17 protein-coding genes and 1 pseudogene are annotated in these 23,541 nt (G+C 59.7%); 10 read left to right on the top strand and 8 right to left on the bottom strand.

The window, feature by feature from the left end:
• From JQ611_RS18920 to JQ611_RS41785, 4 genes are all read left to right on the top strand, one after another.
• On the top strand, window positions 1-290 hold a 290-nt coding region (locus JQ611_RS18920), incomplete at its 5' end, for a hypothetical protein (RefSeq protein WP_249133290.1).
• Window positions 291-518: 228 nt separating this feature from the next.
• Window positions 519-764: a hypothetical protein gene (locus JQ611_RS41775; protein ID WP_249133302.1), complete on the top strand. Its 246-nt coding sequence runs from the start codon at window positions 519-521 to the stop codon at window positions 762-764.
• Window positions 701-925, top strand: a complete 225-nt coding sequence (locus tag JQ611_RS41780; protein WP_249133298.1) for a metallophosphoesterase — start codon at window positions 701-703, stop codon at window positions 923-925. The genes JQ611_RS41775 and JQ611_RS41780 overlap by 64 nt, the downstream gene beginning before the upstream one ends.
• Before the next feature lie 207 nt (window positions 926-1,132).
• Window positions 1,133-1,345 carry a hypothetical protein gene (locus JQ611_RS41785; protein WP_249133291.1) on the top strand — a complete coding sequence of 71 codons (213 nt, stop codon included), beginning with the start codon at window positions 1,133-1,135 and terminating at the stop codon, window positions 1,343-1,345.
• Here JQ611_RS41785 and JQ611_RS18930 read toward each other — a convergent pair.
• Window positions 1,326-1,995: pseudogene (locus JQ611_RS18930) on the bottom strand (SOS response-associated peptidase family protein). The gene JQ611_RS41785 and the pseudogene JQ611_RS18930 overlap by 20 nt on opposite strands.
• Before the next feature lie 337 nt (window positions 1,996-2,332).
• Between JQ611_RS18930 and JQ611_RS18935 the strand changes: the two are divergent.
• The 5 genes from JQ611_RS18935 to JQ611_RS18955 all read left to right on the top strand — a co-directional run bounded on the left by JQ611_RS18935 (window position 2,333) and on the right by JQ611_RS18955 (window position 11,552).
• Window positions 2,333-4,591 (top strand): VapE domain-containing protein, encoded by a 2,259-nt coding sequence (locus tag JQ611_RS18935; protein ID WP_212466254.1) that lies wholly within the window; start codon window positions 2,333-2,335, stop codon window positions 4,589-4,591.
• An 879-nt stretch (window positions 4,592-5,470) separates the two neighbouring features.
• Entirely contained in the window at window positions 5,471-6,691 is a 1,221-nt protein-coding gene (locus JQ611_RS18940) for an SIR2 family protein (RefSeq protein WP_212466255.1), read from the top strand.
• 6 nt (window positions 6,692-6,697) lie between these two features.
• Window positions 6,698-9,364 carry a hypothetical protein gene (locus JQ611_RS18945; protein ID WP_212466256.1) on the top strand — a complete coding sequence of 889 codons (2,667 nt, stop codon included), beginning with the start codon at window positions 6,698-6,700 and terminating at the stop codon, window positions 9,362-9,364.
• Window positions 9,365-9,915: 551 nt separating this feature from the next.
• Window positions 9,916-10,776: a hypothetical protein gene (locus tag JQ611_RS18950; protein WP_212466257.1), complete on the top strand. Its 861-nt coding sequence runs from the start codon at window positions 9,916-9,918 to the stop codon at window positions 10,774-10,776.
• 365 nt (window positions 10,777-11,141) lie between these two features.
• Complete coding sequence (locus JQ611_RS18955; protein WP_212267098.1) at window positions 11,142-11,552, top strand: hypothetical protein; 411 nt, start codon at window positions 11,142-11,144, stop codon at window positions 11,550-11,552.
• A 654-nt stretch (window positions 11,553-12,206) separates the two neighbouring features.
• Here the strand turns inward: JQ611_RS18955 and JQ611_RS18960 are convergent.
• Window positions 12,207-12,992, bottom strand: a complete 786-nt coding sequence (locus JQ611_RS18960; protein WP_212466258.1) for an MOSC domain-containing protein — start codon at window positions 12,990-12,992, stop codon at window positions 12,207-12,209.
• A 223-nt stretch (window positions 12,993-13,215) separates the two neighbouring features.
• Between JQ611_RS18960 and clpB the strand changes: the two genes are divergently transcribed.
• Complete coding sequence (gene clpB, locus JQ611_RS18965; RefSeq protein ID WP_212466259.1) at window positions 13,216-15,855, top strand: ATP-dependent chaperone ClpB; 2,640 nt, start codon at window positions 13,216-13,218, stop codon at window positions 15,853-15,855.
• Window positions 15,856-16,085: 230 nt separating this feature from the next.
• Here the strand turns inward: clpB and JQ611_RS18970 are convergent, their stop codons facing one another.
• From JQ611_RS18970 to JQ611_RS18995, 6 genes are all read right to left on the bottom strand, one after another.
• On the bottom strand, window positions 16,086-17,711 hold the full coding sequence (locus tag JQ611_RS18970; protein WP_212466260.1) for an SMP-30/gluconolactonase/LRE family protein: 1,626 nt from the start codon (window positions 17,709-17,711) through the stop codon (window positions 16,086-16,088).
• Window positions 17,712-17,857: 146 nt separating this feature from the next.
• A complete protein-coding gene (locus tag JQ611_RS18975) occupies window positions 17,858-18,865 on the bottom strand; it encodes an ABC transporter ATP-binding protein (protein WP_212267110.1) in 1,008 nt (335 codons plus the stop codon).
• Window positions 18,858-19,829 carry an ABC transporter ATP-binding protein gene (locus JQ611_RS18980; protein WP_212267113.1) on the bottom strand — a complete coding sequence of 324 codons (972 nt, stop codon included), beginning with the start codon at window positions 19,827-19,829 and terminating at the stop codon, window positions 18,858-18,860. The genes JQ611_RS18975 and JQ611_RS18980 overlap by 8 nt, the downstream gene beginning before the upstream one ends.
• Window positions 19,830-19,843: 14 nt before the next feature.
• Window positions 19,844-21,550: an ABC transporter substrate-binding protein gene (locus JQ611_RS18985; protein ID WP_212466261.1), complete on the bottom strand. Its 1,707-nt coding sequence runs from the start codon at window positions 21,548-21,550 to the stop codon at window positions 19,844-19,846.
• A gap of 44 nt (window positions 21,551-21,594) precedes the next feature.
• Window positions 21,595-22,491 (bottom strand): ABC transporter permease, encoded by an 897-nt coding sequence (locus tag JQ611_RS18990; protein WP_212267119.1) that lies wholly within the window; start codon window positions 22,489-22,491, stop codon window positions 21,595-21,597.
• Window positions 22,491-23,447: an ABC transporter permease gene (locus JQ611_RS18995; protein ID WP_212267122.1), complete on the bottom strand. Its 957-nt coding sequence runs from the start codon at window positions 23,445-23,447 to the stop codon at window positions 22,491-22,493. The genes JQ611_RS18990 and JQ611_RS18995 overlap by 1 nt, the downstream gene beginning before the upstream one ends.
• Window positions 23,448-23,541: the final 94 nt, after the last annotated feature.

The raw sequence follows: 23,541 nt of genomic DNA on the forward strand, positions 1-23,541 counted from the left end.
GCCCGCTTGAGCGCAGAGAGGCCCGCGTGCGTTGTCTCTTCGATCTATCCAGAACGATTAGTTCGCCGACTTCTTCAACACAATCGGCGCAAAGCGGTCATCCGGAATGCGTCGGCGCTACCCAGGGCACAAGTCGTACGGTCTCGGGAAGCTGGTGCGAGCATTACGGAATCGAACTCGAGACGCATCACCGTGCGCTTTGTGATGCTCGGGCGACTGGCCACCTGCTGAACCTCATGAATTTCAAGCGGGAAGGTTGCGCGCCCGACCGCGCTGAGGAAGCCGCCTGACAACAGCCCGAGTCAAGCCGATTAAGGTCGAGATTGTGCTGGGCCTCGTGTACGAAGGCCGCACCGATCGAATCCGGAGCGAACCAATTCCCCAACTCATATTCGGCCTGATCTATCTGCTGATCCTAACCCGCTTCATCTGGCCACTGCTCGATCTTCCTGCTGGCGCTGCTGCAACTGCTGCTCGATGTCGGACTTCTAGTCGGTATGCTGATCCACGGGGGCATCGTGAGCGCGCCCGATGGTATCCGCTACGCATTGGGTGCTTTGGCTGCCTTCGCGGCGGCGATTGGCGTCCATCAGGCGATGCGGATTCCGTCGCTGAAAGATGTAGAGGTCGGTATCCGCCAACTTCCGCGGCAATTCGACGGCTACACCATTCTGAACTGGGCGATCTTCACACCAGCCGTCTGTTTCCCGCTGCATGGGCGCGCGCCGTTGTCGAGAGATCTAACAAACTCGGCGTGGACATGATCGTGAGCACCGGCGATCTGATCGACGGCACGCTTGATGCGGGGCGGGCCGACATAGAGCCGCTGCAGGACCTAAAGGCGACCGACGGCGTCTACGCGATCTCCGGCAATCACGATATATTTTCGGCTACAGCACGTGGATGGCGCACTTCGCCGCGTTAGGACTGCTCTCGCTGGAGAATAGGCGCATTGTTCTCGATCGCGACGGCGGCAAACTGATTCTCGCCGGCATCACCGACCGAGCGTCGCGTCGCACTGGACGTCCTCGCCCGAGACCTTGCCACAGTCCTCGAAGGCGCTCCCAAAGGAGTTCCTGTTATCCTGCTCGATCACCAGCCGAGCGACGCGCGATACGCCGCGAAGCTCGGCGTGGCGCTGCAACTTTCCGGACATACGCACGGCGGATTGATTTTTGGGATCGACCGGCTGGCCGCGCGCGCCAATGCCGGCTATGTCTCGGGCCGTTACGACGTCGACGGTATGACGCTCTACGTGAATGACGGTACCGGGCTGTGGCCCGGCTTCGCGCTGCGGCTCGGTCGTCCCTCTGAATTGACGCGGATCACGTTGCGTCAAGCTTGACGCCGCGGGCGACGATCCGCAGTGATCCGTCCGCAAGCGACCGCTGCAGCTTCAGCGCCTCGTCAGGCGTAGCGGTCATCCAGGTCTCGACCTCGTCTGGCGCAGTCAGGATCACCGGCATCGCCTTGGGATGGATGGCGCCGACTTCGATGTTCGGCTCAGTCGTCAGGAATGCGTAAATGTCGTTGGTGGGCTCACCTTCCTTAACCTTTCGGACGGAGGTCCAGTTAATCCAGATGCCGGCGAAGCAGGCGAGGGGACGGCTCTCGTCGAGCGCAAACCAGATGTCGCCACCCTCGGCCTTGTTGAACTCGCTGAACGAGTTGAACGGCACCACGCAGCGGTTCTCGGCTCCAAGCCAACGCGTCCAGTGCTTGCTCTTCACGTTCCGGATGTTGGACGTACGCCGTCCGCCTCCATCTGAGCAGCTCCTCGAAGTCGACCGCCGGCTTGCCTTTGGCTTCCAGCTTGGCGGCGCGCTTCTTGGTAGCTTCCATCAGGGTGTCTTGTGAGGACGGCATTCTCCATCGTTCAGTCGCTAGCTCGCTGCCCTGGGCGCCATTGCGCACGATCGGCGCCAGACTGCCCACGTATCGGTTCGCGATTCGGAAGAGCGCACTGGTAAGAAATCGGGCCGAGGAGCAAGACACGACTAGAAACGTTAGTTTAGAAGCATTTCGAAATGAGATATAAAATTGGAGAGGTGGTTTATGAAGGGACTTGTTCGAATCTCCGAGTTTGCAGAATTGGCGGGGCTGAAGGTCAGCACCATGTACGTCTACAACGCGCATGGAATGTACGACTTTCCGTCGCCCGACCTAACTATCGGCGTCGTGCACTTTTGGCGTCGGTCCAAGGCCGCCGCTTGGGTACGTAACCACAAGAGCCGTCACCGCCGGTAAGGCCGCGGGCCAGACAGTTTTTCCTTCGTACGATGCAAAAAGCCCCGCGAGCGTTGGCGCGCTCACGGGGCGGAAAGACTGTTCAATGACTAATCCGAAGCCTAGCGCGCCGAGCGGCGCGCGTAAACTAATAAAGCTCAATCCCGTTGAATTGGAGCGGTACACCCGCTCACACGGAACGTTCGTCCCGCTCTATCGGTACGACGCCATACACACCAAAACCATGTCCGATGGCACGGTGCGCATCATCAAGGATGGCAAGCGCCCGCTGCACATCGATTGGAACAAGCGCCCTTATGACAGCGCCAAGGTGCTGAAGTGGTGCGTGGAGAAAAACCATAATGTGGGTTTGCGTCTCCCGGCCGAAATCGTCGTGATCGACATCGATCCGCGCAATGGTGGTGATGAAGGGTGGGACAATCTCACCTTGGAGCTTGGTCTTGATGAAGCGATCTTCCCGTGTGTGATCACCGGAAGCGGCGGCCGTCACTACTACGCCAAGAAGCCCGCCGACGTGCCCCTGTTGGACACGCTGAAGGATTTCCCCGGTGTCGAGTTTAAGAGCAAGGGACGCCAAGTCGTCGCCGCCGGTTCGATCCACCCGGACACGCTGAACTATTACGTGTGGGACAACAACGCGCCCGCGTTGGACGCGCTCCCCGAAATTCCGGACAGCTTCTTGCGGCTGATCACGCGCCCGCAGCGCACGGCCGTTACATCCGGTGGCCAGCTTGACCAAGAGCAAGCCGCAACCGTGTTGGCCCGTCTCAATCCCGAAGACTTCGGCACCAACGAAAAGTGGCTGAAGCTCATGATGGCCATTCACCACGCGACGCTTGGCGACGCGCGGCAAGAATGGATCGATTGGAGCATTGGCGATCCCAAATACGCACACGACGCCGAACACATCGGCCGCCGTTGGGATTCACTCCACACCGACAAAGGCGGGGAAGCCGTCGTCACCATCGGCACGTTGCGCCACTTCCTTTCCGAAGCGGGCGAATTGGACGTGTTGCCGCCCGATCAAGACGCCGCGCATGAAGACTTTGAAGGTGAGGAGGTCGATTTGGAAGCTGCTTCCGGAAACAAGCAAGTGACGTCCATTGAGCGGCGCGGTATCAAAGTCAATCCGAAAAACTCAAAGGCCGAAGATACCTACACCAATGCCTTCATCGCCGTTCTTCAATCCGGTGTTGATCCGGCGTGGAACGAAATGAGCCAAACGGTGGTGTTTCGGAATGCTCCTTGGGATGCATCGCACGGCTTTACACTTGACGATCATACGCTTCGCATCGTGCGCCTTTATCTCTCTAACGTTTTCCAAGGTAATGCGTACGAACCCGGCGAAAAACATGTGTTCGATGCAATCATGGCCGTGGCTTATCAGAATAAGTTCAACCCCGTGCTTGACTACCTCGACGGATTGACGTGGGACGGGGTGCCGCGCCTTGACAGATTCTTCGTCGATTACTTCCGTTGCGGCGATACCCCCTACACCCGGTCCGTGTCGGCTTGCTTCGGCATTGGCGCGGTGCGGCGCGTCCGGCAACCGGGCTGCAAGCTGGACACCATGCCCGTGGTGAAGGGTCCGCAGGGGTTCGGCAAATCAACAGGGGTGCAAGCCTACTTCGGACGCCAGTGGTTCACGGACACTGATATGGGAAGTCTGAGAGATAAGGACGCGGCGATGAAGCTTCGCGGCGTGTGGTGCGTGGAGTTCGCAGAAATTGACTCTTTGAACAAAGTTGAAACGGGTATTCTGAAAGCGTTCATGTCGCGTGGAACGGATCGCCAGCGTGACCCATATGGCCGGATTGTGGAAGATCATCCCCGGCGGTGCGTTTTCCTCGCCACGGTCAACGAAGGTGGCTACCTGAAGGACTCGACCGGGGCGCGGCGTTTCTGGCCCTTGGAGTTGACGGACCGGGTGGACGTGGCGGGCATCGCGGCGGACCGGGATCAGCTATGGGCGGAAGCCGTCGCGCGCGAAGCGGCGGGCGAGTCCCACGTCTTGCCGCAAGCCCTGTGGTCCGTGGCGGCAGAAGAGCAAACCCGACAAACCACCGATGACCCTTGGGCGGACGTGCTGAGCGCCTTCCTAGGCGGACGTGAACGGGATTGGTATGCCGGGGAGTTCGAGCCGGAGGAAGACCCGCGCCCGCCCGATCGCATCTTTACGTGGGAGTTGTTCGACGCGCTGGGCATCAACGCCGAGCGCCGGACCAAAGGGCTATCGCAACGGCTGCGGACCGTGATGGAGTCGGCGCTCGGGTGGAAGCATCACCGCAACGTCCATTGGCGGGGCGAGCAAGGCAAGGGCTACACTCGTACCCATGCTCATTGACGGGTACGCGCTCGCCCCATGGGTACGCTCCGGCATGAGGGGTACGCCTCATTTCACATCAGGCGTACCCATGGCGTCCCCTTCGTACCCATTGGGCATTGGCGTTAAGTGATTGAAATTCCCCAATGTGTACCCATAGTACCCTTCGTACCCATCCTCATAGAACTATTGGAAAATCAGGGCACAAACAGCGCCTGGCTAGGTAGACGTTTGGCTACATGGTGGCAAACACCCACATTTCCTACAGACTCTGAGAAGCATGGGTACGAAGGGTACTATGGGTACGCAACCGAATCGGCAATATTTTCCGAGGTGATGATAGCGATAAGCCGCGTCGCCAATGGCGCTCGCGGGACAACGCGCCGCGCTCGCGTGGAAATATTTCCAATTCGTCCCGGTGCTGTTGAAGACGCAATACCAAATCGTCAAAGTATTTCGATTGCTCACGGGTCCCTCTGGCCGATAGGGCAATGCGGGCAGAACGGAGGCGCGTACTGTTCGCAGCGATGAAATATTTTGAAATCGGGTAGCGAACACTTAGCCTCCGACCCTAGGAAATTGGTTTGCTGCAAACGAAACGCTTATCTTTCCTTCCGCATCGGCTAGAGCGCAAACAATAATGAGGTTTGCCTCCGAGTCCGATTCGGTGCTGGGTTTAGGAGGATAACGAGCTTTTGGCCCCACTCCCGCAACATCGAGGCCGATGATAAGTGCCGCGCGCTGATTCGTGTGCTCATCAGCAGTCTTGGCTGCCCCGCCGATCAGTATTTTGATCGGGACGCCGAACAATCCTATTGCCGAAACGCTGGACGCAATCATAACATGTATAGGCTACGCTCAACTCGCTGTTTTACTCCTGCCGGGCAATAGAAATCTTAAATGCGCTTCGTGCCGGATGGCCCCGATATTCCAAACGATCTAATTAGAAAATGGAGGGAGGGCAGCGTGCTCTTTCTCGCCGGGGCGGGCGTGTCGGTGCCGTCGAACCTTCCCTTATTCGAGGGATTGGCGCTCGATGTGTATAAGGGTCTTAATGACGACCTTCATGGAGTTCTGTCGAAAGCACGAAAGCTACAGACGCCCGCCGCACGGAAGCGTGCCTTAGAAGCCGCATACCGCTCACCCGCTCGGCATGTGGAAGCGACGTTGTTCCTCGAAAAGCAGTTTGATCGCTTCTTTTCCGCTTTAGAAAAGCGGTACGATCCAGACAGAAAGGGGCGACCCAAAACTCGCCACGTGCGCAATGCAGTTGAAAAGGTGCTGGGCGGTAAAAGCCACAGCGAAACTCATCGCGATATACTTCGTCTGTCGGTAGCAGCAAACCCCTACGGTGACCTTTCGCAGCCGCCGACCTGCCGAGTTGTAACAACCAACTTTGATTTGCTGTTCGAAGAGGCGTGGAAAGCGGAGTTTGGCAGTTCAGCGGTTAGCTTTGATGCCCGAATTGCTCCGCGTTCAGGCGCTCATGATTTTGCCGGTATAATTCATCTACATGGCTCCCTGAGCGACGACGCACGCGGGGCAAACTATATTCTGTCGAGCCGAGACTTCGCACGAATGTATCTTCGATCCGGCGTGATCGGAAGTTACATCTACGATCTCATCCGGCGCTATACTTTGGTCCTCATTGGTTACTCTGCTGACGATCCACCGATGCGCTACCTAATGGACGCCATCGGTGAGGACGCTTCACTCTATGACGATATGAAAAAGCCATATGCGATCACCGATTTGGCGGAAACTTCTACCGAAGCCATTGAACAGGCTGTGTGGAGCGCAAAGGAGATCACCGCCATTTTCTTCAAGCGTCGTGCCGGAAATGCGTTTGCACCCCTTTGGGAATCTATCCATAAGTGGTCAGAGTGGGCGCGAGATGAGTCTTCGTGGCTAGAAGCACAGCTGAGAATGCATACTACCGGACGACATCAGGAAGCATCACCGTTTCAGTTGGCTTACGTCCAAGATCTTCTGTCAGTTCTCACCCGAGATGAGCTTGCCCACGCAATTCGATTTATGACGGGCCTAAAGGTGGAGTTCGCTTGGATTGACGCAGTAAGCGCTGCAATTGAAGCGACAAAGAATCCGCTGAACGTGGGCTAGCTAGAAATGATACAGCAGCAACTTTCACAGCGAGATTATTTGCTCTCCTTATGGGCGCAAGATCGATTGTCCGAGCGAGCGACAGTCACGTGGGCGGTGGGAGCGTTGAAGAAGATTCGGGGCAGCATCGGAAATGAATCCGTCGCACTATTCGAGTTTCTAGAATCTCACGCGCGCAAAGCTGAGATGCCGAGTCGAATGCAACTGGTGTGGCATCTCTTTAAGGTATCCGCAAAAGATGCCGTCTATCGGGAAGATTTTCATTTCTTGTATGGCCTGAGGGACAAGATCAATGAACGGCGCGTTCAGCTGGACGATTTAGATCAGCTAGTCAGCTTACTTCGTCCAAGGCTGAAGGCGAAGGAGCTTTCGGTATGGGCCGAGGCACGTGAAGCGTCTAACGAAGACCCGATAGGGTGGGTGCATTGGGAGTTTGAGGCTGCTTTACACTCATCGAATCTACGAAGCGCCCGCTTGACGCGCAGTGACCTTGCGTCGTTGTCTGTGGAAATGTTGCATCGGATTTTGGACGTAGGAACGGTCGCGCTGAAGGATACATTGGCCATCGCGCAGAAGCTGGATTGGCTATCAGAGAATCGCGATTTGCCGAATTTGTTTGTCCATCGCGTCTTTATTCCGGAAGTGAAACAGACGGGTGACGACGGCGATGATGACACCAAAGACGCTGACGAATATAACCGAAGTTTCGTTCCGATTGTTAGGTTGCTTTCAGAATCATTTGAAGCGCTGGCAAAGAAAGATTTGCACGCGGCTAAAGCAGTCTCGGACAACTGGATTTATCAGTACGGAGGAATTTTCAATCGCCTTGCCGCTTTCTCGATGTGGGAGCCCAGCATCCAATCTGGCGCATCCGTGGGCAAGTTTTTGTTTGAACTAAAAGACAACGCATTTTGGCTCCGACTATCATACCCCGAAATCGCGACCCTCCGTGCACTAAGATGGGGCGATGTACCGAATGAGTTTCAGGAATGGCTTCGGCAGCGCCTTCTAGGCGGCCCGCCGGCTCGCGACGATGATGAAGAGCAGTCCTTATCCGAATTAGAAATAAACTACGGTCGAGATTATGAGATAGCAAGAATTGTTGATTCTAACCCGAGCGCTCCTGATGATTTGAAAAAGCTAGTCGCAGAGAGAAGAGCTGTCGATCCGGGCTTTCCAAAGGTGGTTCCTGCTGTCGAAGTGGGCTTGCCGGGTGTTGAAGTGTCGTGGGTACCGGATGGCAGCCCAGATGAATTTAAGGACGTACCCAAAGGACAGCTTCTTGCAAGGCTAGCACAATCAAAGCGGCAATTTGGCGAAGGCGATAATGCCGAAGCATTCGCGCAGACGATAGAAGGTAAGCTACGCATAGTGGAGGAGCTTGAAGACGGGACCACGGTGGACGAAGCGGCGGTGGCTAAGGCTTGGCATCTTTTGCTTTCATACGGTCACACTAAGGACGACGATCCGCAGAAAGACAAACATATCATCGAGCGGATCGCCAAATTGGCGGACGTGCTTTCGCCGTTTAATTTTGCCGAACTGACGGCGCGGCTTTGTTATTGGGTCGATGCTGCGGATGAAAGAGCGCCGCGATTTGCGGGCTCAACGGAATTGTGGCTTGCGTTGTTGCCGGGCGCAGCCCGTATCGCAAACATGCAGTCGAGCCCTGATGATACGAAAGCTAATATAGATTTGACTACTGCGGCGCTTAATGAGCCGCTTGGGCATCTATTATCTGTATTCATGCGGCGATGTCCCGCGATACCAAGGAAGGGAGAGCGTCCGCCGCTAGACACTATCCTTATTGAAGGATTGAAGGCGCTGGATGGTCGCGCAAAGGAGCTCTTAGCCAATCGAATGGCCATCCAGATGAATTACTTTTTTCTGGCGGACAAAGACTGGCTTAATGAGCTTGTGTTGAATCCCATGAAGGGCGATGGGGAGGAAAGTGATAGGTTATGGGAGGCGTTCGCCAAATATAGCCGCGCACCATCGCCTCCAATTTGGCAACAACTTCAGCATTCCGCCTTCAGGCGGCTGTCATCTACGGCTCTTTCGCCCGAGGCGAAGCGTCGATTGGCGGAGATAGTCGTGATGATTTGGATTTGGTCGCGAAATAGCAAGGTGGGATACAAGGTGGATACCGCAAGGATGCGCACCGCAATCGGACTCGCGAAAGAGGATGTGAGAGGGGCGGTCGCTTGGCAGTTTTCGACTATGATTCGTTCACCTCACGAAACTAAAAGCGATGATGACGACGAACTCATACCGTGGCCGCATTTCGGGCAAGCGTTCTTCGAAGAGGTGTGGCCATTAGAATCCGACTTACAGTCGGCTCAGTCTGCGAACGATTTTGCTCGCGTTCCCGCTCGTGTCGGTCCGCGTTATTTCGAAGAGGCGTTTAAATGCGTGTTGCCATACCTTACGCATTTCGAAGTGTGGTCGGTTAATTCTGACTTCGGGCTCGATCCGAACGAGAATGCCACCATTCTTCTGTTGAAGAGCTTCCCTGTACATGTTTTGACGCTTTTGGCTGCGTGCATCAACGCTAATCAGAGCCATGGCGTTTATGAGCTTGGTGATGTGCTGGACCAGATTGTGGCTGCGAAGCCGGACTTGCGCAGCGATAACCGCATGCGCCATTTGCGTAAGTTTGCTGCGTCTCTTTGAGTTTAAGTGCGCGGCCCGAGAAACTCCGATGGACTGTCAATTAACCGTGGCGCCAGATTCCGCTATTTCTGAAAATTGATCGCACCATTTTTGGATTCGCATTTGGCAGTGGCTGTGAGCATCAGTGAATCCTCAATGGAAGCGTAAGCTTACAAGCCAAGTTCTGCGGATGATGATTGCTGGACGTTTTTGAATTCGCATCTGACTACGCGAATCCAGCTTAGCAAACGAGGCGCTAGGTCCTTTGCAGTCGTTTTTCTCCGTTGTATATGCCCCTTGAACCATGAGCAAAGGAGTGCGTTCAATGGTCAAGGCTTACAAGGCGGCGGTTCAGTTGGATCTTAACGGGGTGACCCTTACGTCAGACTATCCGGCAGGAAATCCGATATTTTTTGTATCGAAGGCGTCGTGTGACGCCACCTTGCCTTATTTAACCAGGGACATAGGGGACGAACTCGGCTCACGGTTAGGGCACAAACGTTTCAAGGTGAAGCTCAGTACGGTCCCGGCATAATGCGTCGTGTTAATTGAAGCTATCCCCAGAGGTCGCCATGCCATTCGAGTTTAAGAAGTTTGCCAGCCACGGTACCACCAACCCAATCGTTGCACGTCTATCGCTTCAGAATCTAAAGATTCTGGAGAACTGCAAGGGTACAAAAGAGTTCAAGGACAAAGTAGGTGGCCTTTATCTTGAGTCACTGATGAAGAAATTGCTGCGATGCTGGGAAATCGAAGATGCGTTCAAGAAGTCGTTCGCGGAAGCGGCTGGCAAGTATAAGCCGCCTCAGACACCCAACGCGCCGGTTGAGATTCCGCAGATTGAGCGATTGGACGCGGACTGCCACAACTTTCTATATGAGGCGAAGAATTACATTCGCGATGTTCTTTATGTGATCAATAAGCTCTATGGCACCTCGTTTACCGAGGCGAGCGAGTTCTCAAAGGCACGGAAGGGTGGGAAGTCGCTGATTGACATAGCAACGGAGACTTTCGGCTCGGATGACGCCAGAACGAAGATGTTTGTCGCGTCGGCTCCGTGGGTAGAGCATGCAATCGCAATGCGAAACGCTGTGGAACATCCTGACGGCTACAGCGGCAGGCTTGTAATTGAAAACATCCGGCGCGATCCAGATCAGAAGCTCTCCGAGCCGATCTGGTACCGGATCAAGGATGGCAAGAACGCCACCGACCCATCTTCGATCCGCGCCGACTTCGAAACATTGATCCATAACCTTCTCACCTTGGGTGAGGACGTGCTGGTATCGTGGGCGAATGAGAATTTGGACTCGCCGGAAATGGTGCAAATCGAAATCATTCCGGAAGAGCGCCGCGACCCGCAAAACCCCGCGAAATACACCGTTGGGCCGGGCCCGAGGTTGCGCGAGGCGCTTACAAAGCTCCCGGTAGGCTGACCTTCGATACGGCCTCTCGGGGGCGTTGGTCATCGCATAGCGCTCACGCGCCATGCAGGCTCCGGCAATCCCGCTGGTCGATGTAGGGACGAAAGTAGGGACGGAACCACCGCGCTCGCCAAATACGGCAATGAATTCAACGAAAAAAAGCGGGGCGCGACCGGCATCACCACGGTCGCGCCCCACATCACCGGTCTATGGGGCAGGGGGAATGACCGGCTTTTGGAAAGACTCACAAGCCGGGGAGTCGTTCCAGGCGCCGTCAAATATTTTCGTACACGGTTAAGTGATCGGTTGTCCGCCGAACCCGCACGGCCTGGTTCGTGTTGTGTTCATGATCGCCATGGGGCGAGGGACACAGCAACATGTCACAGATTCATAAGGGAATTTTCGGCTCGCTCGCGATCGCTTTGACCCTTGGTGCGGGCGCGGTCCAGCTCGCATTCGCCCACGACCTGATCGGCAGTCGCCAGGCTACGGCCGCGGCGCCCGAAACCGGCGTCAATCGCGCCGGCAAGTCCGACCGCGCATCGGTTCCCGCGGCGGCCGGGCAGACCCAGACCATTGCGCTGCGCCACGACGGCGTCGCCGATACCTCGGTGCTGGTCCGCGTGCCTGTTGCGAAAGCGGTGCGCAACGAAACGCGCAATGGTCCGGCGCCGACACCGCCGGCGACCAAGCCCGCGTCCAAGAAAATCGCCATCGCCTGCGAGCCGCCGGTCAGCGTCCTGACCGACGTGGCCAAGCTGCTCCAGCCCGGGCGGTGCGTGACGTAAGGGGTTCTTGAGTCGTCTCTCCCCCTCGTCATTCCCCGATGCGCAATTGCGCATCGGGGAATGACGGCTGAGTGCCCGACGGGCAAATCAGTTCTGAGTTTCAGAAATCGTGTCAAGTAGAAAATTTCTGTAAATCAAAAATATTTCTGCTGTCGGTCGACCCAAATCAGTGCGCATCTATCGCCATCCCGTCCCACTCAGAGGGCGTCGGCCGTCGTCACGGACGTTGGACGGGTTGCGGTGGACGCTGGTTTACGTCTCGACGACGGCGTGGATAAGCGTACGGCAAAACCGTGTGGTCCTGGCACCCGTTGCAGGTGTCAAGCTGTCGGAGAAGCGCAAGCGGGAACGGCAGCGACGGAGTCAACCAAGAACTCGTCTCCGGGGAGATCACGGCATAAGCCGTAAAGCCATTGCGCAGGGAAGGCCGGGTGTTCTCCGCTGCCCTGTATGCTCGTGTGCACTTTGTTTTGTGCAAACCGCACGCGAGACCGCGGGTGCAGCGCGCGCCCGGTCTTCCCTGCGCCCTCTATTTGAAGAGGGCAAGGAAATTTCTGGCAAAGCTCGGGCATATCAGGCCGCGAGATCGCGAAGGTGTATTCAGTGCAGCAACACCAATGCTGTCGTCCCGGCGTTCGCCGGGACGACAGCAACTCACAACAGCTCCGGCTGTTCCGCCATGAGCGCGTCGCCGACGGCGATGCTGCCGCCCGCCGTCACCTCGGCATAGATCCCGCAATCGCCATGGCCGAGCCTGCGTTGCAGCGCCTGCGGGATCGCCAGATCGCGCTCCGCGGTGTCGGGGTCGACGTTGACGGCGGCGCAGCGGACGATCCGCTTCACCACCTTGAGCCTGACGTCGCCGATCGCGAGCGTGCGGTCGAGCAGGTCGAACTCGTGCCAGGCCGGCCAGCCCTCGACATAGAGGTTGGCGCGGAAGCGCAGGGGATGGACGGGGTGATCGACCATGTTCTCGATAGCGCGGACGCTGGCGAGATTAATGATCGAGACCACCTTGCGGGCGACGTCGGAGAAACTGTGGCCGGGGCTGGTCAGCACTTTTGGCGGCCCCTTGATCTGGCCGGCGTGGCTGGTGGCGAAGAACTGCTCGATGGCGGCCCGGCCCTCGGCGGTTTCAAGGTTGCCCTGGGCCGCGATCGCACCGTTGTGGCGGATGGTCAGCACGTGGCTGGCATCGTCGAAATGGGTCTGCAGCGCCGCCAGCCAGCCGTCCCGCTGCAGCATCAGGAAGTGCGGTTTTGGCAGCCATTTCGGCGCGTCCGGATCGAAGCCGCTAGGGCCATTTTCGATGGCGTAGCGGCGGTCGGCCAGCAGGGTCTCGCCAGCGGTCAGGGCCGCTCGCGGCAGCGGTTCAGGGGTCAGGCCCTTGACGGGATAGCGGTAGATACCGGTGATCTCAGGGGGTTTTGGTGAGGTCATCCGGCCTTTTAAGAGATTCTTTTGCAGCCTGCCACTACGCTGAAATTGCAAAATCGGCCTCTTCCGTTTTTGGCCTGACATGCCCACATTTGCGCCAAGCCTGAAAAATGATGGCGACGACCACCGGCTGGTTGAGGAAAGTCAGCGCGGCCGCGTGGAAACCCAATGAAGATGCCGCGCTTATGCCTTCGGGGTAGGGGTGGCAGGCCGAGGGAAGTGAAGAATGAATATTGAGAAATACACCGAGCGCGCGCGCGGTTTCATCCAGTCTGCGCAATCGCTGGCCGTGCGCGACGGCCACCAGCAATTCTCCCCGCTGCACGTGCTCAAGGTGCTGCTGGACGATAGCGAAGGCCTTGCCGGCGGTCTGATCGACCGTGCCGGCGGCAACTCCCGCGCCATCCTTAAAGCCACCGAGGATGCGCTGGGCAAACTCCCGAAAGTATCCGGCAGCGGCGCGGGCCAGGTCTATCTCGCCCCCGAACTGGCGCGCGCGTTTGACGCTGCGGAAAAGGCCGCCGAAAAGGCCGGCGACAGCTTTGTCACCGTCGAGCGGCTGCTGCTGGGCCTCACGCTCGAGAAGGGCAGCGAGGCCGCGACCATCCTGAGCAAGGGTGGCGTCACGCCGCAGAACCTCTACGCGGCGATCGAAAGCCTGCGCAAGGGCCGCACCGCTGACAGCGCCACGGCGGAAAATGCCTATGACGCGCTGAAGAAATATGCCCGCGACCTCACCCAGGCCGCGCGCGACGGCAAGCTCGATCCGGTCATCGGCCGCGACGAGGAAATCCGCCGCACGATTCAGGTGCTGTCCCGCCGCACCAAGAACAATCCCGTGCTGATCGGCGAACCCGGCGTCGGCAAGACCGCGATCGTCGAGGGCCTGGCACTGCGGATTCTCAACGGCGACGTTCCGGAGAGCCTGAAAGACAAGAAGCTGCTGGTGCTGGACCTCGGCTCGCTGATTGCGGGTGCCAAATACCGCGGCGAGTTCGAGGAGCGGCTGAAGGCCGTGTTGGCCGAGGTCACTTCGGCCGAAGGCAGCATCATCCTGTTCATCGACGAGATGCACACGCTGATCGGCGCCGGCAAGGCCGACGGCGCGATGGACGCGTCCAACCTGTTGAAGCCCGCGCTGGCGCGCGGCGAACTGCATTGCATCGGCGCCACCACGCTCGACGAATACCGCAAGCATGTCGAAAAGGATGCGGCGCTGGCGCGCCGGTTCCAGCCGATCTTCGTTTCCGAGCCGACGGTCGAGGACACGATTTCGATTCTGCGCGGCCTGAAGGACAAATACGAGCAGCACCACGGCGTGCGGATCACGGATTCGGCGCTGGTCGCCGCCACCACGCTGTCGAATCGCTACATCACTGACCGCTTCCTGCCCGACAAGGCGATCGACCTGATGGACGAGGCCTCGGCGCGGCTCAAGATGCAGGTCGATTCCAAGCCGGAAGAACTCGATACGATGGATCGGGAGATCATCCGCCTGAAGATCGAGCAGGAGGCGCTGAGGAAGGAAAGCGATGCCGGCTCCAAGAGTCGCCTGCAGACGCTGGAAAAGGAACTCGCCGAGCTCGAGGAGAAGTCGGCGGCGCTGACGGCGCGCTGGAGCGCGGAGAAGAACAAGCTCTCCGACGCCCAGAAGCTAAAGAGCGAACTCGATGCCTTGCGCATCGAACTCGCCAACGCGCAGCGCCGCGGCGAATTCCAGCGCGCGGGCGAACTGGCCTATGGCCGGATCCCGGAGCTGGAGAAGAAGCTTGCCGACATCGAAGCCAAGGAAAACCCCGGCGAGATGATGGAAGAGGCGGTTACCGCCGACCACATCGCGCAGGTGGTGTCGCGCTGGACCGGTGTGCCCGTCGACAAGATGCTGGAGGGCGAAAAGGACAAGCTGCTGAAGATGGAGGGCAGTCTCGGCCAGCGGGTGGTCGGCCAGGCCGAAGCCGTGCGCGCGGTCGCGACCGCGGTCCGCCGTTCGCGCGCCGGGCTGCAGGACCCGAACCGCCCGATGGGCTCGTTCATGTTTTTAGGGCCCACCGGCGTCGGCAAGACCGAACTGACCAAGGCGCTGGCGGAATATCTGTTCAACGACGAGACCGCGATGGTCCGCCTCGACATGTCCGAGTACATGGAAAAACACTCGGTCTCGCGGCTGATCGGCGCGCCTCCGGGCTATGTCGGCTATGACGAGGGCGGCGCGCTCACCGAAGCGGTGCGGCGGCGGCCCTATCAGGTGGTGCTGTTCGACGAGATCGAAAAGGCGCATCCGGATGTCTTCAACGTGCTGTTGCAGGTGCTCGACGATGGCCGGCTGACCGACGGTCAGGGCCGCACGGTCGACTTCCGCAACACGCTGATCATCATGACCTCGAACCTCGGTTCGGAATTCCTGGTGAACCAGCCGGAAGGCGAGGACACGTCTGAAGTGCGCGATCAGGTGATGGGGATGGTGCGGGCGCATTTCCGCCCCGAGTTCCTCAACCGGGTCGACGAGATCATCCTGTTCCACCGCTTGCAGAAGAGCGAGATGGGCCGGATCGTCGAGATCCAGTTCGCGCGGCTGCAGAAGCTCCTGGAGGAGCGCAAGATCACGCTCACGCTGGATGCCGCGGCGCGCGACTGGCTCGCCGCCAAGGGCTGGGATCCCGCCTATGGCGCGCGTCCCCTGAAGCGGGTGATCCAGCGCAATTTGCAGGATCCGCTGGCCGAGATGATCCTCGAAGGCTCGGTCGCCGACGGCGACCGCGTGGCGATCTCCAGCGAAGGTAACGTGCTGACCTTCAACGGCAAGGCGCCGCAGACCGCCGAGATCGCGACCTTCGAGGCGCCGATCCCGAAGCGTAAGCTGAACTGAGCGGGTCAGGCGGCGCAGCGACACTTCCTGCAATGCACGCAAGGCGACATAGACAATGAAACAGCCTGCCTCGCGCAGGCTGTTTTTTTAGGTGATTGCAGCGGCGGCAAAGATCTGCCGAACTGATTGATTCCATTGTGCAACTTTGGTGCGAGGCGAGTGGTCACACCCAAAGGAGGTGTGGTGTAAAAGCGACACGCATACCGATTTAACGCTCGCGCGCGCTCACGCTACTTCTTCGTGACCTTGTAAATCGCGTTCTCCAAATCCGACGAGAAGTAGATCACCCCGGACGCGCCGACGCCGACGCCGGTCGGGATGTTGGACGGCAATCCGCCGGGGGCAGGGGCGAGGCCGATCGGCAGGTTGCCGGCGATCTCGGTGACGGTCCCATCCTTCGGATTGATCCCGACAATGCGCTTGGCGCCGACTTCGGCGACGACCAGCATTCCGTCGGGTCCGAGCGCGATGCCCTCGGGCATTTTCAGGTCCTTGGCGACAATTGTTTTCTCGCCGTTGGTTCCGATCTTCGATACGCGGCCGGCGAAGGCTTCCGTGACATAGACCGCATCGCCCGATGCGGTGGCGGTCATGCCGACCGGTCCCTCCAGGTCGCCGGTCAGAACAGTACGGTCCTTGCCGTGCTCGCCACTGGCGCGGATCAGCGATTTACTGCCGAGTTCGTTGACGAGAATGGATCCGTCACCGAGCTTGACGGCGTCGTGCGGCGCCTTGAAGTCGTGGAGCATCTCCCTGGTCTTGCCGGTCTTGCGGTCGATCAGCTGCACCGTGCCGGTGAACCAGCTCGACAGGATCACGTCGTCGCCCCTCGCGGTGGCGCTCATCGGATATTCCAGCGTCACGCCGTCGGCATGCATGCGGGCAAGCTCGGAGACCTCGCCGGTGGCGCCGTCGACGGTGCGGTAGGCAAACACGTCGGCGACATAGAGGGTGTCCTTGCCGCCGTCGGACACGACGCCGATGCCACCGGGCAACGCCAGCTTACCGATGATGACTTGTTTGGCAGCGCCGGTTTCCGGATCGACCTCCTGGATGCCGTTATCGGCCATGTTGGAAACGAAGATTCGGTCCTTGTCATCGATCGCGAGGTTGTCGAGCGAGGGCTTGAGCTGCGCCACCATTTTCTTGGCGCCGGACTTCGGATCGACCCGCACCAACTGGCCGAGCGCGGTGTCCACGACCCAGAGATTGCCCTTGGAATCGAAATTGACCGCCGCCGGAATCTTGAAACCGTCGGCGACCACAGTCAGCTCGGCCTTGTCGACGTCGACCCTGGCGACCTGGCCCTTGAACCAGAGCGGGCCGTAAAGCTTGTCGTCCGGCCCGAACTCGAATCCATTGAGGCCGCCCATCTTCTCCATGATCTTGCGCGGCGGCTTGGCGCCCTCGACATCGATCTCATAGAGCGCGTCGCCGAGGAATACCTGCGTCGCATAGAGCCGTCCGTCCTTGCGGAACGCGAGCGAGTTGATGCCGGGCAGGCCGGAGGCCAGCTTCTTGACCGGGCCGTCGCCCTTTCGCGAGTAGAGGTCGCCGGTCAGGAATGCGGTCCACGCCATGGTGCCGTCGGGGGCAAATGCGATGTCGTCGGCCATGCCTTCCGGCGAGGCAACCGCGATCTTGGCCGTGCCGCTCGTGCGATCGACTTCGTAGAGCGCCGCACCTGCGACGCTGCCGGCGAACAACCGCCCGGCCTTGTCGATGCCGAGCCCATGAACGCCGTGAAACGCCGAGCCTGGAACGAGTTTGGTAACTTCATATGTCTGCGCCGAGGCGCCGGTGGCAAGAAACACTGCCGCAGCCACGGTCGCACCGAATGCAAGCCTGCTCGTCATGACGCTACCTCCCGTTTTTTATTATGGAGGTGAGTATTCGTTCGCTTGCGGGGTTTGGCAAACAAAACTTGTAAGTGCGGCGCGGCCTCGCCGCCACAAAAATGACAACGCGCTAGGAACCCGTCCCTTCAGAATTTAACGAGAGTTCAGCCTGTATGGAGATGACAGGCGACCGCGCGTCCCGGACCGAGTTCGCGGAGCGGCGGCTGATCGGTTTTGCACACCGCCATGGCGCGGGGGCAACGGGTGTGGAAGCTGCATCCGGGCGGCGGCCGCAGCGCGCTCGGCACTTCACCTGAAATCACCGCACGCGGCCGGCGCGCCTCCACCTCGGGATCGGCGACGGGCACCGCCGCCATCAGGGCTTCGGTGTAGGGGTGCAGCGGATTGCGATAGAGATCGTCGCGGTCGGCGATTTCGACGAGGCGGCCGAGATACATCACCGCGATGCGCGTCGAGATGTGGCGGACAACAGCCAGATCATGCGCGATGAACAGATAGGTCAGCCCCAGCCGCTCCTGCAGATCCATGAACAGGTTGATGACCTGCGCCTGGATCGAGACGTCGAGCGCGGACACCGGCTCGTCGGCGATCAAGAGGCTCGGCTCCAGCGCCAGCGCGCGGGCGATGCCGATGCGCTGGCGCTGGCCGCCGGAGAATTCATGCGGATAGCGATCGGCCATATCGGGCAACAGGCCGACGGAAGCGATCAGAGAAGCTATCTTGTCGCGGGTCGCCGCCTTGTCGCCATCGAGGCCATGAACGGCCAGCGGCTCGCCGACGATGCTGCGGATCGTCATGCGCGGATTGAGCGAGCCATAAGGGTCCTGATAGACCATCTGCATCCGGCGCCGCACACCCAATAGTTCGGCGCCGCGGTGCGGGGCGATGTCCTGTCCCTCGAACACGATCCGTCCGGCGGTCGGCGTCAGCATCCGCAGCACCGCTAGTCCGGTGGTCGATTTGCCGGAGCCGCTTTCGCCGACGAGACCCAGTGTCTCGCCACGCCGGATCGTGAACGAAACGCCGTCGACCGCTTTGACGGTCGCGACCTGCCGCTGAAGGATGATGCCCTTGGTGACCGGGAAATGAACCTTCAGATCCTCGACCCGGAGGATGGTATCGACGGATGGCTCGGGCAGCGCGTCAGACATGGGCGAAACACGCTTTGGCGTGACGGTCGGCGACCTCAACCAGCTCAGGCTTCGCGGTTCGGCATTGATCCAGGATCGCGCGGCAGCGCGGCGCGAAGGAACAGCCGGGCGGCAGGCTGGCCAGATCAGGGGGCTGGCCCTCGATCGGCATCAGGCGCCGTCCGCCGCCGCCATCGAGGCGGGGGACGGAAGCCATCAGGCCCGACGTATAGGGGTGCTGTGGCCGGGCGTAGAGCTCGCGCGCCGGGGCAACCTCGACGATGCGGCCGCCATACATGACCGCGACACGGTCGGCGTAGCGGGCGACGACGCCGAGATCGTGGGTGATCAGGATCAGCGAGGAGCCGGTCTCACGCGTGACTTCCTTGAGGAGATCCAGAATCTGCGCCTGCACCGTGACGTCGAGCGCCGTGGTCGGCTCGTCCGCGATGATCAGGCGCGGCGCGCAGGCCAGCGCCATTGCGATCATCACGCGCTGGCGCATGCCGCCGGAATATTGGTGCGGATAGGAGCCGAGCCGGCTCGCGGCATCGCCGATGCGGACGCGGCCGATCAGTTCGGTCGCAGCTTCATAGGCCTTCTCCCACGGCGTGCCCCGATGCACGTTGATCGGCTCGGCCACCTGGAGGCCGACGGTCAGCGCTGGATTGAGCGAGGACATCGGCTCCTGGAAGATCATCGCGATCTTGTTGCCGCGGACCGCGCGGATGCCGGGATCGTCGAGCTTCAACAGATCCGTGCCGTCGAACAGGATTTCGCCGCTCTCGATACGGCCGGGCGGGTTCGGGATCAGGCGCAGCACGGAGAGCGCGGTCACGCTCTTGCCGGACCCGGACTCGCCGACGATCGCGAGCGTCTCGCCGGGATCGACATGAAACGATACGCCATCGACCGCGGTCACGGTTCCGCGCTCGGTGCGGAACCGCGTCGTCAGGTTTTTGACTTCCAGCAGTGGGCGCGTCATCGCCGCGGTCCCGCTCAACGGCCCATCTTCTTCTTGAGTTCCTGATCGATCCAGATCCGGGCGTAGATCGGCCCGGGACGAACGGCGCCGGCGCGAAGTTCGCCGGCATAGTTCTTCACCCAGGGCCACCAGGCCGTGAAGATGTAGGGCGTCGGAAGCCAAATGTATGGCGCCTTGTCGACGATCTCGCGGGTGATATCGCGGATTATCTCGACGCGTTTTTCCTCGTCCGACGTGCGGTACATTTCATCGAGCTTGGCGTCCAGCTTCGGATCGGACCATTGCGACGGGTTCCAGACCTCCTTGGTGAAGAAGCTCTTGTGCAGTGAGCGCGTCGGGTTGGTGTGGCCGTTGTTCATTAAATAACCGGCCGCGTTGGTCTTGGTGGTCATGGCGGAAAGAAACGCGCCATATTCCATGGTCTGGATTTCGATCTTGACGCCGACCTGCTCGAGATAGGCCGCCAGCAGCGGAATCAGGTCAATGTGATCGGGTGAACATGAGCAGACCTGCACCTTGAAGGTAAATCCCTTCGGCACGCCGGCTTCGGCCAGCAGCTTCTTCGCCTTCTCGGGATTGTAAGTGAACAGTTCTTTGACCGAGTCAGGCATGGCCGACAGCGGTTCGAAGTATCCGCCGTAATCGGGATGCTGCGGATAGGCGAACAGCTCGGCGTTGCCGCCGTAAAATTCCTTGACGATTTCCTGCTTGTTGACGGCGAGATTGAGCGCGCGGCGGACCCTGATATCGTCGAACGGTTTGGTGTCGACGCGCATCGCAAGGAACGTGCCGCTCATGTTGAGCCATTTCGACCACTGCAATTGCGGGGCGCTCTTCTTCAATTCGTCGACGGCGGACCAGCGGATGGTCTCGAGGATGTCGAGCTTGCCGGTGCGCAGCGCGGTGAGGAACGTCGCCTCATCCTTGATGGTGCGGTAGACCACCTTGTCGACGAAGGGCAGCTTGTACTCGGCACCACCGATCTTCTCCTTGTCCCAGTAGATCGGGTTCTTGGAGTAGGTGTTGGAGTTGCCCTGCACGAAGTCGGTCAGCATGAACGGCCCGGTGCCGTTGCCGTTCTTCCAGTTGGTGGCGCCGGCGTCGGCCATTTCCTTCGGGTAAATCGGGGAGTAGTAGCCCCAGCCGAAGCGATAATCCCACTCGGCATGGAACGAGTTGAAAGTGAACACCACGGTGTGACGGTCGGTGGCTTCCACCTTGTCGACATAGGAGAAATAGCCGGCCTGGGCCTTCGGGCTCTTGGCGAGGCGATTATAGCTGAACACGACGTCTTCGGCGGTCAGTTCGCGCGATTGCATGACGCCCGGCTTTTCCGGAAACATGATGCCCTTGCGCAGGCGGATCTCGACGCGCAACGGATCCTTTTTCCACTCCCAGCTTTCCGCCAGTTCGCCACGGATGGCGTCGGAAGGCAGGTAGGCGTCGGCGTAGAATGGATGCTTGCCGCCGTTTTTCTTCGACTTCGAGAGGTCGGCGGCGAACAATTGCTCGAGATAGTTGCCGGTGTCGTGGTTGAGCTTCCAGTTCCAGTCGGCCGGGTCGAACGACAGGGCCGACAGCGTCACATAGACGGTGCCGATCTCGAGCGTGCCGCCATATTGCGGTTTTGCTTCGGTTTGCGCCGATGCCGGCATGGCCAGCGCCAACAGGATCGCGGCCGACCCGGCGGCCAGGCGCCAGGCGTTGCGAATAACACTCATGGTTTCCTCCTTTATTCTTAATTCAGCATTCTTAATTCAGCGACTTATCTTGATCCGCGCATGCGTGGGTCGAGCAGGTCCCGCAAGGCATCTCCGAACACGTTGGTGGCGTAAACGACGATCGTGAGACAGAGGCCCGGCGCCAGCGCCAGCCATGGTCCCTGGAACATGAAGGTGCGGCCCGAGCCCGACAGCATGCCGCCCCAGGTCGGCGTCGGCGGCGGCACGCCAAGGCCGAGAAACGACAGGCCCGACTCGGCGAGGATCACGGTGCCGACGCGCGTCGTGAACAGCACGATGATCGGCGGCATGATGTTGGGCAGGATGTGCCGCCACAGGATACGGCCGGTCGAGGCGCCGATCGATTGGGCGGCGTGCACATACATGTTCTCGCGCACCGACACCACGGCGGACCGGATGATGCGCGAGCCGGCGATGCCGAGCAGCAGGCCGAGCGTGCCGATGATCTGCGGCAGGCCGGGGCCGAGCACCGAAACCACGACCAGCAGGATGATGAGATCGGGAAAGCTCATCCAGGCGTCGACGAAACGCTGCGTGATGAGATCGATCTTGCCGCCGAGATAACCGGTGAGAATGCCGATCGCGATCGAGATGATGGTGGCCAGCGACGCGGCGGCAAAGGCGATGATCACCGAAATCTGGGCGCCATAGAGACAGCGCGAGAGCATGTCGCGGCCGAGATTGTCGGTTCCGAACGGGTAGGCCCATGACGGCGCCATCAGGCGGTTGCGCGGGCTGATCTGGTTCATGCCATAGGGCGCCAGAACATCGGCGAAAATCCCGCACAGCAGGAACAGGATAAAGATGACGCCGCCGGCGGCGCCGAGCGGCTTCTCGCGGAACAGGCGAATCATGAAGCGGAGGACGCCGTTGCGCTCGGTCTTGCCGTTCGTGGCCGGAATATCGATCGCCAGCGTCATCAGCGGTATCTCACCTTGGGGTCGAGCAGGCCGTAGCTCAGGTCGACGGCGAGATTGATCAGCATCACGCAAAGACCGATCACGAGGCTGACGCCCGTTATGATCGGGTAATCGCGCTGGCTGATGGCGTCGAGCAGCAACAGCCCCATGCCGGGAATGACGAAGATCTGCTCGACGATGACGGCGCCGCCGATCAGGATCGGCGCCTGCAGGCCGATCAGCGTGACCACCGGGATCAGCGCGTTGCGCAGTGCATGCCGGATGACGACCAGCGGTTCCGACAGGCCCTTGGCCCAGGCGGTGCGGATATAATCCTGGCGCAGCACCTCCAGCATCATGGTGCGGGTCAGGCGCATGGTGATGGCCGACAGCGCGGTGCCCAGAATGATCGCCGGCAGAATCATCTGCTTGAGGTTCTGCAGGGGATCATCGGTGAACGCGACGAAGTTCACCTGCGGCGACCAGCCCCACCAGATCGACGGGAACACCATCACCATGGTGCCCATCCAGAAGCTCGGCACCGCCAGCATCAGGATCGAGAACGAGCGGGTGAGATAATCGCCGGCGGTGTCCTGCCGGATCGCAGAATAGATGCCGATCGGCAGCGCGATGCAGAGCGCGATGATCAGCGCCATGAAGCCAAGCTGGAACGTCACCGGCAGCCGTGCGCCGAGCAGTTCGCGCACCGGCGTGTTCTGCCAGAGCGAGCGGCCGAAATCGCCGTGAAAAAGAATGCCGCCGATCCAGTGAAAATATTGCAGCCACATCGGCCGATCGAGACCGAGCGTTGCGATCAGCTGGTCACGCGAGAGCTTGTCGGCGCCGACGTCGTTCTGGGCGAGCATCATGTCGATGACGTTGCCCGGCACCAGCCGCACGATGACGAAGACAATCAGGCTGGCAAAGAACAGCGCCGGGACAAGCGCCAACAATCGCCGTGCGAGATATGCCTGCATCCTTCGCTGCCCCCCATCGTCTTCTTGCAACAAGAGTGGACCGCGTCCGAAATGCTCGCAAGCGTTATCGCGACGCGCGCGATGCGATTTTGTC

It is taken from the genome of Bradyrhizobium sp. AUGA SZCCT0182 (genome assembly GCF_018130185.1).
GTDB lineage: Bacteria > Pseudomonadota > Alphaproteobacteria > Rhizobiales > Xanthobacteraceae > Bradyrhizobium.

What these genes read in the sequence shown, in the direction of transcription:
- JQ611_RS18935 (WP_212466254.1), top strand. Translation starts at nt 2,333, where the DNA reads ATGACTAATCCGAAGCCTAGCGCGCCGAGCGGCGCGCGTAAACTAATA.
- JQ611_RS18940 (WP_212466255.1), top strand. Translation starts at nt 5,471, where the DNA reads ATGCGCTTCGTGCCGGATGGCCCCGATATTCCAAACGATCTAATTAGA.
- JQ611_RS18945 (WP_212466256.1), top strand. Translation starts at nt 6,698, where the DNA reads ATGATACAGCAGCAACTTTCACAGCGAGATTATTTGCTCTCCTTATGG.
- JQ611_RS18950 (WP_212466257.1), top strand. Translation starts at nt 9,916, where the DNA reads ATGCCATTCGAGTTTAAGAAGTTTGCCAGCCACGGTACCACCAACCCA.
- JQ611_RS18955 (WP_212267098.1), top strand. Translation starts at nt 11,142, where the DNA reads ATGTCACAGATTCATAAGGGAATTTTCGGCTCGCTCGCGATCGCTTTG.
- JQ611_RS18960 (WP_212466258.1), bottom strand. Translation starts at nt 12,992, where the DNA reads ATGACCTCACCAAAACCCCCTGAGATCACCGGTATCTACCGCTATCCC.
- clpB (WP_212466259.1), top strand. Translation starts at nt 13,216, where the DNA reads ATGAATATTGAGAAATACACCGAGCGCGCGCGCGGTTTCATCCAGTCT.
- JQ611_RS18970 (WP_212466260.1), bottom strand. Translation starts at nt 17,711, where the DNA reads ATGACGAGCAGGCTTGCATTCGGTGCGACCGTGGCTGCGGCAGTGTTT.
- JQ611_RS18975 (WP_212267110.1), bottom strand. Translation starts at nt 18,865, where the DNA reads ATGTCTGACGCGCTGCCCGAGCCATCCGTCGATACCATCCTCCGGGTC.
- JQ611_RS18980 (WP_212267113.1), bottom strand. Translation starts at nt 19,829, where the DNA reads ATGACGCGCCCACTGCTGGAAGTCAAAAACCTGACGACGCGGTTCCGC.
- JQ611_RS18985 (WP_212466261.1), bottom strand. Translation starts at nt 21,550, where the DNA reads ATGAGTGTTATTCGCAACGCCTGGCGCCTGGCCGCCGGGTCGGCCGCG.
- JQ611_RS18990 (WP_212267119.1), bottom strand. Translation starts at nt 22,491, where the DNA reads ATGACGCTGGCGATCGATATTCCGGCCACGAACGGCAAGACCGAGCGC.
- JQ611_RS18995 (WP_212267122.1), bottom strand. Translation starts at nt 23,447, where the DNA reads ATGCAGGCATATCTCGCACGGCGATTGTTGGCGCTTGTCCCGGCGCTG.